This window comes from Hymenobacter norwichensis DSM 15439, from assembly GCF_000420705.1.
Taxonomy (GTDB): domain Bacteria; phylum Bacteroidota; class Bacteroidia; order Cytophagales; family Hymenobacteraceae; genus Hymenobacter; species Hymenobacter norwichensis.
The window spans coordinates 220,754-233,326 of sequence record NZ_ATVL01000008.1 but is presented as its reverse complement, the minus strand read 5'-3'; the positions used below and the strand labels follow the sequence as shown (position 1 = coordinate 233,326).

Sequence of the window (12,573 nt, the reverse complement as noted above, 5' to 3'; positions counted from 1 at the left end):
GTAACGACGCAAGATGGGTATCTATTAGTTTCATTGAGCCAGGCCTTAAAAGCGGAGTTAGATGCTAACCTCACCGCCAAGGAAAGGGGCCTGTTGCTAGTACTATCTCCTTAGAAAAAGAGAGTTAATTAATTTGTTTTTATTTTTCATACACCACTTAATTATTACTAGATAAAGCTCTTTCAACGCAGTAACCAGCAAATTCAAATTAACTTAATCATGCGCATTTGCTGTTTCAAAATCAGATTGAAAACCCTACTCATCTTGTGCGGTATAGGCATCAGTAGTAGTAGCAGTGCGCAACAGCCTTTATTTAATTTACTAAGCGCAAAAGAAACGGGTATCACTTTCAATAATGAAGTCAGTGAAAACGAAGCACTGAATATTCTATCGTACGAATACTTTTATAATGGCGGCGGCGTAGCAGTTGGTGATATCAACAACGACGGGTTATCGGATATTTTTTTCACCGGTAATATGCGGCCCAATCGGTTGTACCTCAACCAGGGCAATTTCAAGTTCAAGGATATTACCACCCAGGCTTCTCCCGCACTAGAGGGCCGCAAGGATGGCTGGAAAACCGGCGTCACGATGGCTGATGTCAACGCCGACGGGCTCCTGGATATCTACGTATGCTATTCCGGCAAAAAATCCGATGAGGTTCGGCGTAATCAGCTGTTTATCAACCAAGGCGGGAGTAAGTTCAAGGAAGAAGCCAAAGCTTACGGGCTGGACGACCCCGGCTACAGCACCCAAGCCGCCTTCTTCGACTACGACAACGACGGTGACCTTGACATGTTCTTGCTTGATCATAACATCAAGAAGATTGACAACATGGAGTTTGCCCGCTACAAAGGAGAAGTAGACGCGCTGGCAGGAAATAAATTATTTCGGAATGACAACGGGCATTTTACCGATGTTTCTAAAACGGCTCGTATTGTTCAAAGTCCGCTGACGTTTGGGCTGGGTGTTGCCGTAGCGGATATAAATAAAGATGGGTGGGCGGATATATACGTCACCAACGATTACAACGAGCCGGATTACCTGTACATCAATAACCACGACGGCACGTTCACCGACCAATCCCGAAAAATGCTGCGGCATCATTCGCACTTTTCCATGGGTGTGGATATTGCCGATTTCAATAATGATGCGCAGCCCGATATTTTCACGCTGGATATGCTGCCTGCGGATAACCACCGCCAAAAATCATTGCAGCTACAGGAAAATTACGAAACGTTTGGGCTGATGCTCAATCAGGATTTGTATCAGCAGTATATGCGCAATATGCTGCACCTGAATAATGGCGACGGCACCTTCAGCGAAATCGGGCAACTGGCCGGCGTGTCAAGTACCGATTGGAGTTGGTGCCCCCTGATTGCCGATTTCGACAACGATGGTTTCAAGGATATCTACATCAGCAACGGCTACCTGCGCGACTACACCAACAAGGATTTTCTGCGCTACTGGGGGGATTACAAGATCAAAAAAGCCATGGCGCGCGAGCCGTTCCTGCTGATGGATCTGGTGACGGCCATGCCCTCCACTTCGGTGCCCGATTACATCTTTCGCAACGAGCACAACCTGACGTTTTCCAACAAGCAGGTGGAGTGGGGCCTGAATCAGCCGAACATGTCCAATGGCGCGGTGTACGCCGATTTAGACAATGATGGCGACTTGGATCTGGTGGTCAATACCCTCAATCAGCCGGCCAGCATCTACCGCAACCGCAGCACCGAGGACCACCGCGCGGCCTATCTGGCGTTGAAGCTGACAGGCACAGCGAAAAACACCAATGCCGTGGGCGCGAAGGTATACGTGTACACGCCCGGCAACGTGCAGTACCAGGAGCTCAACCCCAACCGGGGCTACCTGTCGTGCGTGTCAACGACGCTAAACTTCGGCTTGGGCAGCAACCAGACTGTTGACTCCGTGCGCGTTGTGTGGCCCAACCAAGCAGCACAGCTCTTCACCAAGGTGAAGGCCAACCAACTACTGCAACTCAGCGCCAAGCCCGACGAAAAGCAGCTGGCCCGCAAGGTGGCCGTGCCGAAAACACTGTTCAAGCCGGCCGCGCCGCTGTTTAATTTCAGGCCCGAAGAAGAAGCCCTCAACGACTTCAAGCGGCAGTTGCTCATGCTGTTTATGTACTCCAAAACTGCTCCGGTGATGGTGACGGCCGACGTGAACAAGGACGGGCTGGACGACCTGTTTGTGAGCGGCTCGCAGGAAGTAGTGGGCAAGCTCTACCTGCAACAGGCGGGCGGTAAGTTCGCGGAAACCGCCCTGGCGCGGACTGCTACCACCAATGCGGGCACGGTAGCGGCGGCCGCTTTCTTCGATGCCAACGGTGATGGCGCCCCCGATTTGTATTTAGCGAAAGGTGGCTACTCCTTGTACGAAGCGGGCAACGACGAACTACAAGACGAGCTGTATCTAAACGACGGCAAGGGCCACCTGACGCTGGCCGCCGCCAGCTTACCGCCACTAAACGCCGCCAGCAAAAGCTGCGTGCGAGCGGCCGACGCGGATAACGACGGCGACCTGGACGTTTTTGTGGGCGGTCGGGTGATACCGGGTAAGTACCCGCTGGCGCCCCCCAGCTACCTGCTGCTCAACGATGGTAAAGGCAAGTTTTCGGCCGCAGCGGTGCCATTTGCTCAGGCAGGCATGGTCACCGACGCGCAATGGGTGGACTTGAACAAAGACGGCCGCAAGGACTTGGTGCTATGCGGCGAAATGATGCCTTTAACCGTCTGGATAAACACCAGGCAAGGCTTCCAGGATGAAACCACCACCTACTTCAACGCTCCCCAAAAGGGCTTCTGGTTTAGTTTGCACGTGGCCGATGTGAATGCCGATGGGCAGCCGGATTTGGTGGCCGGCAACCTAGGGCTGAACACCCAAATCAGGGCCACCCGCCAAGAACCGGCCGAGCTGTACTACGCCGACTTCGACAACAACGGCTCCATCGACCCGTTCCTGAACTTCTACGTGCAAGGCAAAAGCTACCCGTTTGTGAGCCGCGACGAGCTGAACGAGGAAATCTACCCCATGCGCCGCCGGTTCACTTCCTACAAAGCCTACGCCGATGCGGGCATGCAGGATATTTTCACGGCCGAGGAATTAGGCAAGGCGGGCAAGCTGGAAGTTAACGAGCTACGCACCATGCTCTACCTCAACCAAGGCGGGAAGTTCGTGGCTACCGAGCTGCCCACCGAAGCCCAGTTTTCGGTGGTCATCCAAATAACCAGCGGCGACTACAACCACGATGGCCACCCCGACTTGCTGCTGCTCGGTAACCACGCCGATAACCGCCTGAAACTAGGCAGCATAGATGCCAACTACGGCTGCCTGCTCCAGGGCAACGGCCGAGGGCAGTTCAGTTACGTGAAGCAGTTAGCCGCCGGTATCTGCGTGCTGGGAGACGTGAAATCGGTGAGTGAAATAACCGTGAACCGCCAGGCGTACTTGGTGGTGGGAGTAAGCAACGGGCCCGTACAGTTTTATAAAAAGGAACGATGAGTTGCACGACACGTCTACTACTAACGCTGTTATTGCTGCTTGGCACCCGCCATTCGCAGGCGGGCGCCCCAGCCGCCGCCGACGCACAGCTTGAGCCAGGCAAGGCCCTCAATATCATCAACATGCTGATGGTGCATGATGTGGTGAGCCCGCCGGTAGCGGCTCGATACTACGCGTATACCATGCTGGGAGCCTACGCTATTGTGGCCGCGCACGACAAAAATCTGCCCGCGTTGCCCAGTCTGGTCAAGAGCTTCCCGGCTACCCTGCGGCTTGATACCGTGAAAGCCAGGTACGACTACCGGGTGGCCGCTTACTACAGCATCCTGGAAACTGCCCGCTTGCTGCTGCCTTCCGGCGAAACACTGGCCGATGAGCAAGCCAGCCTGCTGCAAGAATTAGGAAAAGCAGGTTTCAAGCCCGGCATATTAGCGCAATCGGTGCGGGTGGGCAAGCTGGCGGCGGCGGCGGCGGTGGGCTTCTCCAAAACCGACCGCTACTCCCGGCTCAGCGCCCTCAAGCGGTATTCACCGCTCAAAGAAGACGGGAAATGGTATCCTACGCCGCCCGCGTACATGGAGCCAGTGGAGCCCAATTGGAAAACCATTCGGCCGATGATGATTGACTCGGCCAAGCAGTTTCGGCCCGCGTTACCGGTGCCGTTTAGCCGTGATACCGCCTCGGCGTTTCACCGGCAGGCCAAGGCGGTGTACCACGTTTCCAAGCAGCTCACCGCCGACCAAACCCAGGTGGCACAGTTCTGGGATTGTAACCCTTTCGCCGTTAATACGGCGGGCCACATGTCAATTGGGTTCAAGAAAATCAGCCCTGGGGGGCACTGGATGAACATTGCGGCGCTGGTATCCAAGCAGGTTAAGCTGGGTTTCGACAACACAGTGGTAGTGTTGTGCCTGGAAGGCATCACCCTGATGGACGCCTTTATCAGCTGCTGGGAAATGAAATACGTCACCAACCGCATCCGTCCCGAAACCTACATCAACCGCTACGTGGACGTGAAGTGGCAGCCCATGTTGCAAACGCCGCCCTTCCCCGAGTACACCAGCGGACACGCAGTGGTTTCCAACGCCTCGGCCGAGGTGCTCACCTACCTGCTGGGCGACAACATTGCCTACGTAGATGACACCGAAATTCCGTTTGGCAGTGGCGAGCGGGCGTTTACATCCTTCCGGCAGGCGGCCACCGAAGCATCCATTTCCCGGTTCTACGGCGGCATTCACTACATGGAAAGCATCGACAACGGCAACGACCAGGGCAAGCGAATCGGGAACCATATCGTTGCCCAGCTTCGCAGCGCCGGTATCAAGCCGCTGGCAACCAACAAGGGGGTGGGGTACCGCCGCTAAGGTTGCGCCCCCTGATTTTTTGAAACGTCACTCGCAAAACTGATTTCTTTGCGGGCGTCCATTTTACTCTTCTACCGCATGCCTACTCGCCGCAAGTTTCTTACCTCTTCCGCTGCCTCGCTGGCAGTACTAGCCGCCGGCCAATCAGCCGAAGCCGTGGCCCTGCCGCCAGTGCCAGCGGCGGGCAAGCCGCTGGTTATTTCCACCTGGAACGATGGCATAGCCGCTAACCTGGGCGCCTGGAAAATCCTAAGCAAAGGCGGCCGCGCCCTCGATGCGGTGGAGGCCGGCGTGATGGTGACCGAAGCCTCGCAGAACTGCTGCGTGGGCCTGGGTGGCAACCCCGACCGGGATGGCATCGTGACGCTGGACGCCTGCATCATGGACGAGCAGTTCAATTGCGGCAGCGTGGCCGCCTTGGAGCGCATCAAGCACCCTATACAAGTGGCGCGGCGCATTATGGAGCGCACCCCGCACGTGATGCTGGTAGGCGAAGGCGCGCAGCAATTTGCCGTAGCCCAGGGCTTCCCACTAGAGCCCCAAAAGCTCAGCCCCGATGCCGAAAAAGCGTATAAGGAGTGGCTGAAAACCAGTGAATACAAGCCCATCGTCAACATCGAAAACTCCGGCAACAAGAAGCCGGTAGGGCCCGTGGGCGGTGGCCCCAACAACCACGATACCATTGCCATGCTGGCCCAGGATGCGCGCGGCAACCTGAGCGGCAGTTGCACCACCAGCGGCATGGGCTTCAAGATGCGCGGCCGCCTCGGCGACTCCCCCCTAATTGGCTCGGGCCTGTTCGTGGACAATGCTGTGGGGGCCGCCGCCGCCACTGGTCAGGGCGAAGACGTGATTCGGATGGCCGGGGCCCACACCGTGGTGGAGCTGATGCGCCAGGGCCTCTCGCCGAAAGCCGCCTGCAAAGCTGCCGTGGAACGCATCGCCAAAATCAAAGGCGCCAAAGCCCGTGACATTCAGGTGTGTTTCATTGCCGTAAACAACCAAGGCCAGCACGGCGCTTTTGCGTTGCAGAAAGGCTTCAGCTACGCCGTTTGTGATGCCAGCAACCAGCAGCAACTCATTGAAAGCGAGTACCTGCTGAAATGAGGACGCGCCTACTAGAAATCTGTGCCGGCTCGGTGCAGTCGGCGGTGGCGGCCCAGGCGGGCGGCGCGCACCGTATTGAGCTGTGCCAGAACCTGGAACAAGGCGGCACTACGCCTTCGTACGGCACTATTCAGCGGGTATGGGAGCTGCTTGCCATTCCCGTTTTCGTCTTGATTCGGCCGCGGCCCGGCAACTTCCACTACGATGCCGAGGAATTGTCCATCATGGAAGCTGATATCCGCCAGTGCCGAGCGCTGGGGTGCGCGGGCGTCGTGCTCGGGGCCCTGACTCAGGCGGGCCGCGTGGACATAGCAAGCTGTCAACGGCTGATGGAAGCGGCCGGCCCTTTGCAGGTAACGTTTCACCGGGCCTTCGATGCGTGCCCGGACCAACATGAGGCGCTGGAAGAAATAATCAACCTGGGTTGCCAACGAATTCTGACTTCGGGAGGGCAGCCGACCGCACCGGCTGGGCAACAACAACTGGCCGCGTTGGTACTGCAGGCTGCCGGGCGCATCAGCATCATGCCGGGCTCGGGCGTTACGCCCGCTACTATTCAAGGCTTGGTTGAACATACCGGGGCCCACGAGTTTCACGCCAGCGCCAAAAAACAACTGGTGGGTCCGCCCGCTGCCAAAGCAACCGAGTTTGATACGCCACGCTGGGAAACCGATTCAGCTATTGTCCAGGAGTTATTGGGGCGCCTGAACTCTGCCTGAGCCAGCGCGCTTTCCTTGAACTCTAGTAACGGGCCTATATCCAGCGTAGCCGCGCCAGCACCCACTTCGAACGGCTGGCTTTCAAACATGCTGTGCTAGTCAGCACGGTTCTATCTTCTTGCTCCATTCATCCATGGAATACTCCGAATCCCACTACCCGCCGCATTTCAAGCGCTACTGCAAAACCCTAACCCTGCAAGACGATGCCGCCTTAATCGAGCAGTACAAGCAAGCGCACGGGCCGGACGCGGTATGGCCGGAAATAAACCAGGGCCTTCGTGAAGTGGGCGTTCTGAAGATGGAAATCTATCTGCTGGGCCGGCAGCTGTTCATGATTATGGACACCATAGCCGATTTCGACCACGAGCAAGCCATGACAGCGCTAGCCACCAAACCCCGGCAAGCCGAATGGGAAGCCTACGTTTCGCAGTTCCAAAAAACGACAGCTACCAATACGGCCAACGAGAAATGGCAGTTGATGGAACGCATCTACACGTTGGATTCGTGAAGCACTTACTCCGTATAATAATTGCATTCATGTAAGTGTGTTGGCGCACACACTTAGTGATTTTTTATACATATTTCCGAATATTCTTATTATTTCCTCGAATAGTTTATTACTTTCGGTTCAGCTCTACACATTCCCTAGCAGGCGCCAGAACCTGATGTGGCGGGCTCTAGGTTACTGCTAGTCCTAAGTCTACGCTGTTCCGGCAGCAGTTCCTAAGTATTATAGCCGGTAATGCCCGTCTGAATTCACCTAATGCTCTGATCTAGCGTGAAAAAGCACCTCATCCGTTTGGGCAGATTGGAATGGCCGAAGCGGCTGGGGCAACTCCTTGCTATCAGCTTTTTGGGGATGGCGCCGCGGGCTGGTTTTTCTCAGCTATACACCGAAAAAAACTACGCGAAAATTGCGGCTGGTAGCTCGGAAGCCACTATCGTTCGGCAGGCGGCCAACGTAACGCCTTCGCCGCGGCAGCTACGGTGGCAGCAGCTAGAGCTAACGGGGTTTATTCATTTCGGCATCAATACTTTCACCAACAAAGAGTGGGGAGATGGCACCGAAAGCCCGCAACTCTTCAACCCCACGGCACTCGACGCCAAGCAATGGGTGCGGGCGTGCAAGGAGGGGGGCGTCAAGCAGGTTATCATCACGGCCAAGCACCACGACGGCTTTTGTTTGTGGCCGTCTAAGTTCACGGAGCACTCCGTGAAAAACAGTCCCTGGAAAAACGGTCAAGGCGACGTGGTGAAGGAAGTGGCCGAGGCCTGCCGCGCGCAGGGCATTGGGTTTGGCGTGTACCTCTCGCCCTGGGACCGAAACTCCAAGTATTTTGGCGACTCCATTCAGTACAACAACTACTTCGTAAACCAGCTCACGGAACTGCTTTCCAACTACGGGCGCGTGGACGAAGTGTGGTTTGACGGGGCTAACGGTGAAGGCCCCACCGGCAAAAAGCAGATGTACGACTTCAACCGCTGGTACACGCTTATTCGGAAGCTGCAACCCACGGCTGCCATTGCCGTGATGGGCCCCGATGTGCGCTGGGTGGGCACCGAATCGGGCTACGGGCGCGAAACGGAATGGAGCGTGGTGCCGCTGGAAACGCAAAGCCAGGATAAAGTGGCCGCCAACTCCCAGCAGCAAGCGGGCTTCGCGCCCAAAAATATGATGGAGGACGACCTGGGCAGCCGGGCGAAAATCCGGCAGGCGCAAAACTTGGTGTGGTATCCGGCGGAAATAGACGTGTCCATCCGGCCGGGCTGGTTCTATCATCCGGCCGAAGACACCCAGGTGAAAACTCCGGCGCAGCTGCTCGATATTTATAATAGCTCGGTGGGCCGCAACGGCGTGCTGCTTCTCAACATTCCGCCTGATACGCGCGGCCTCATCAGCCAAAACGATTTAGTTAGCTTGAAAGCCTGGAAAGCTGCTCTCGACCAGACCTACGCGAACAACCTGCTGAAAAGCGCCAAGATAACTGGCACCAACGCCCGCCAGACGAAGGCCCTGCTGGATGCCAACTACAACACCCACTGGACCACCACCGGCCGCGACACTACGGCCGTGCTTAACTTCACTTTCGCGGCTCCGCAGAAGTTTGATGTGCTGCAATTGCAGGAAAATATCACCGTGGGGCAGCGTATTGAGCAGTTTGTGCTGGAGTACAAACATGGTGAGGAGTGGAAAACCGTGGCCGCGGGTACCACCGTGGGCTATAAGCGCATCCTCAAGTTCGAGCCACTGCAAGCCCAGTATCTGCGCCTGCGCATTACGGCCTCGCGGCTGAATCCTACCCTTTCCGCCATCGGCCTCTACAAGCAAGCTGAGCTGCCCGGCAGCAAGTAACGAGCTGACATTTCAGAACAACCGCATATGGATTTCAAGAAACTTACCCTTGCTTTTTCGTTGCTTACTGCCGCTGGCGCGTTGCCGGCGCTGGCCCAGGAGCAAGGCATGCATCAGCAGTCGAGCCAGTACGAGGCGCCCACCGACCCGCTGGTAAAGCAGAAGCTGGACAAGTGGCAGGACCAGAAATTTGGCCTCATCATCCACTGGGGGCTGTACGCGGTGCCGGGCATTATTGAGTCGTGGCAGATTTGCTCGGAAGACTGGATTGAGCGCGACAGCACCATGGCCTACGAGGACTACAAGAAGTGGTACTGGGGGTTGAGCAAGGACTTCAACCCGGTGAAATTCAACCCCGAACAGTGGGCCAGCGTGGCCAAAAAGGCGGGTATGCGCTACTTGGTGTTCACCACCAAGCACCACGACGGCTTCAACATGTTTGATACCAAGCAGACAGACTTCAAAATCACGAACGGCCCCTTCAAAGACAACCCCAAGGCCAACGTAGCCAAGTACGTATTCGACGCGTTTCGCAAGGAAGGCTTCATGATTGGGGCTTACTTCTCGAAGCCCGACTGGCACACCCAGAACTTCTGGTGGCCGAAGTACGCCACGCCCAACCGCAACGTCAACTACGACATCAAGAAGTACCCGTGGCGCTGGAAGCAGTACCAAGAATTCACGTATAATCAGATCAGTGAGCTGATGCACGACTACGGCTCCATGGACATTCTGTGGCTCGATGGCGGCTGGGTGCGGCCCAAGGAAACCGTGAATGCCGAAGTGCGCGCCTGGGGCGCGCCTATTCCGGAGTTCAGCCAAGACGTGAATATGCCCCGCATTGCCACTATGGCCCGGCAGGCCCAGCCCGGCCTCATCATGGTTGACCGCACCGTGCATGGTCCTTACGAGAACTACCAAACCCCCGAGCAGCGCGTCCCCGACCACAAAATCGACAACCCCTGGGAAAGCTGCCTGACCCTGGCCAACAACTGGGGCTACGTACCGAACGACACATATAAGTCGCCCACCAAGGTGATTCATTCGCTGGTGGAAGTGGTGGCTAAGGGGGGCAGCCTGTTGCTGGGCGTGGGCCCCAAGCCCGATGGCACGCTGGACAACGAAGCCGTAACGCGCCTGACAGCCATTGGCAAGTGGCTGGATGTGAATGGCGCGGCCATTTACAATACCCGCGCCACGGCGAAATACCAGAATGGTAGCACCTACTTCACGCAAGGCAAAAAAGGCATGCGTTACGCCATCGCCTGCCTGCCCGAGGACAAAGCCGCGCCTACGACTATTGCGTGGGCCGGCAACGCCCCGAAGAAAGGCAGCAAAATGACGCTCCTGCAAACCGGAAAAACAGTGCAATGGACCAAGCAGGGCGCCCAAGTGAGCGTGACTTTACCCGCGGCGCTAGCCAAACAAGCCGGCGCGTATCCGGCCCTGGCTTTTGCTTTCGTAGCCGAGTAACTCATCCTGCCAGCCTGAACGCGGCGAGGAGTCCAAATAATGCTTGCGGGGTTTCAAACCCATAGTCTTTGCCGCACCAGCACGACAGCAACCCCCGAATTCACTTATGCTTTCTTTAAAGCCTCGGTTTCTACCCTGCGTTGTCGGCCTGCTGATGCTAGGAACTGGTTTGCCAGCCCAGGCTCAGCAAAAGCACACGTTCGAGATAAAAGACGGCCAGTTTGTCTATGACGGCAAAGCCACCCAGATTCACTCCGGCGAGATGCACTATGCGCGTATTCCGCGGGAGTACTGGCGGCACCGGCTGAAGATGATAAAGGCTATGGGGCTCAACACGGTAGCTACCTACGTGTTCTGGAACCACCACAACACGGCACCGGGCGTATGGGACTTTAAAACCGGCAACCGTAACCTCATCGAGTACCTTAAAACGGCGCAGGAGGAAGGCTTATTCGTGATTCTGCGGCCGGGACCGTACGCCTGCGCGGAGTGGGAGTTTGGCGGCTACCCGTGGTGGCTACAGAAAAACCAGAACCTGGTAATCCGGGCCAACAACCAGCCGTTTCTGGATTCCTGCAAGGTCTATATCAACAAGCTGGCCGCGCAAGTGAAAGACATGCAGGCAAGCAAGGGCGGCCCCATCATCATGACCCAGGTGGAGAATGAGTTTGGGTCGTATGTGGATCAGCGCAAGGATATTCCACTGGAAGAGCACCGCAAGTACAACGCCGCCATTAAGCGCCTGCTGACGGAGGCTGGCCTGGAAGGCCCGTTCTTCACTTCCGATGCCCCCGTGTTTTTTGCGGGCGGCGCTACGGCGGGGGCGTTGCCAACCGCCAACGGCGAAGGCAATGTGGAGAGCCTGAAAAAATCCATCAACCAGTTCAACGGCGGCAAAGGCCCCTACATGGTAGCCGAGTACTACCCCGGCTGGCTCGACCATTGGGCCGAGCCTTTCATCCGGGTGCCCACCGAGCAGGTAACCAAACAGGTGGAAACCTACCTACAAAACGGCATCAATTTCAACTTCTACATGGTGCACGGCGGCACCAACTTCAACTTCACTGCCGGGGCCAACTACAACGAGGAGCACGAAATTCAGCCCGACATTACCAGCTACGACTACGATGCCCCTATCAGCGAGCCAGGCTGGGCGACGCCCAAGTACAACGCCGTGCGGGACCTGATGAAGCGGTACGTCAAGTACCCCGTTCCGACGGTGCCAGCTCCGATACCGGTCGTTACGCTGCCGGCCATCCAGCTCACCAGAACCGTGGATTTGTTCGAGTTGAAAAAGGACAACAAGCCCGTGGCCAACGACACCCCGCTTTCCTTCGAGGACCTGAACCAGGGCCACGGCTACGTGCTGTACAGCCGCCGCTTCACGCAGCCGGCCCAGGGCAAATTGCAAGTGAAAGGCCTGCGCGATTTTGCCACGGTGTACGTGAACGGCAAGAAGGTGGGAGAGCTGAACCGCCAGGAAAACCAGTACGAGCTGGAGGTGCAAATTCCATTCAATGCCACGCTGGAGCTGCTGGTGGAAAACATGGGCCGCATCAACTACGGCGCTGAAATTGTGCACAATACCAAAGGCATCATTGCGCCCGTAATCCTCAACGGCTCCGACGTTACGGGAAACTGGCTGATGTACAAGCTCCCCTTTGACAAGGTGCCCGACCTCGCCAAATACCCCACTAAAAACCAAGTAGGCAAACCCACCCTGTACGCCGGTTCCTTCGACGTGAAGCAAACCGGCGACGTGTTCCTGGACATGCGCGGCTGGGGCAAAGGCATCGTTTTCGTGAACGGCCACAACCTGGGGCGGTACTGGAAAGTCGGGCCGCAGCAAACCTTGTATCTGCCGGGTTGCTGGCTGAATAAAGGCAAGAACGAAGTGATGCTTTTCGAGCAGCAAAACGACGTATTGCAAAAGGAACTCAAGACGACAGTCAAGCCGATTTTAGAGGCCAGTCAATAACGATGCCTCAATCCTAAGCCCCTGGTGCTGAGCTACTCGGAGCCTGAAATACTA

8 protein-coding genes are annotated in these 12,573 nt (G+C 56.5%); all 8 read left to right on the top strand.

Translation table 11 applies throughout. The annotated features are described in order from the left end of the window. Positions 1-219: 219 nt before the first annotated feature. The 8 genes from G536_RS0112030 to G536_RS0111995 all read left to right on the top strand — a co-directional run bounded on the left by G536_RS0112030 (position 220) and on the right by G536_RS0111995 (position 12,519). Positions 220-3,525, top strand: a complete 3,306-nt coding sequence (locus tag G536_RS0112030) for a VCBS repeat-containing protein (protein ID WP_084708596.1) — start codon at positions 220-222, stop codon at positions 3,523-3,525. Further along, positions 3,522-4,889: a vanadium-dependent haloperoxidase gene (locus G536_RS0112025; protein ID WP_026880097.1), complete on the top strand. Its 1,368-nt coding sequence runs from the start codon at positions 3,522-3,524 to the stop codon at positions 4,887-4,889. Before G536_RS0112030 ends, G536_RS0112025 begins: the two co-directional genes overlap by 4 nt. Before the next feature lie 78 nt (positions 4,890-4,967). Beyond that, positions 4,968-5,996 carry a glycosylasparaginase gene (locus G536_RS0112020; protein ID WP_022823845.1) on the top strand — a complete coding sequence of 343 codons (1,029 nt, stop codon included), beginning with the start codon at positions 4,968-4,970 and terminating at the stop codon, positions 5,994-5,996. Next, entirely contained in the window at positions 5,993-6,715 is a 723-nt protein-coding gene (locus G536_RS0112015; protein ID WP_022823844.1) for a copper homeostasis protein CutC, read from the top strand. Before G536_RS0112020 ends, G536_RS0112015 begins: the two co-directional genes overlap by 4 nt. A gap of 133 nt (positions 6,716-6,848) precedes the next feature. Then, complete coding sequence (locus G536_RS0112010) at positions 6,849-7,223, top strand: L-rhamnose mutarotase (RefSeq protein ID WP_022823843.1); 375 nt, start codon at positions 6,849-6,851, stop codon at positions 7,221-7,223. A gap of 270 nt (positions 7,224-7,493) precedes the next feature. Next, the gene (locus tag G536_RS27585; protein ID WP_211223329.1) at positions 7,494-9,068 is read left to right on the top strand and encodes an alpha-L-fucosidase; all 1,575 of its coding nucleotides are present in this window, start codon (positions 7,494-7,496) and stop codon (positions 9,066-9,068) included. A 27-nt stretch (positions 9,069-9,095) separates the two neighbouring features. Next, complete coding sequence (locus tag G536_RS0112000) at positions 9,096-10,541, top strand: alpha-L-fucosidase (protein WP_022823841.1); 1,446 nt, start codon at positions 9,096-9,098, stop codon at positions 10,539-10,541. A gap of 106 nt (positions 10,542-10,647) precedes the next feature. Further along, entirely contained in the window at positions 10,648-12,519 is a 1,872-nt protein-coding gene (locus G536_RS0111995; protein WP_026880095.1) for a beta-galactosidase, read from the top strand. Positions 12,520-12,573 lie beyond the last annotated feature (54 nt).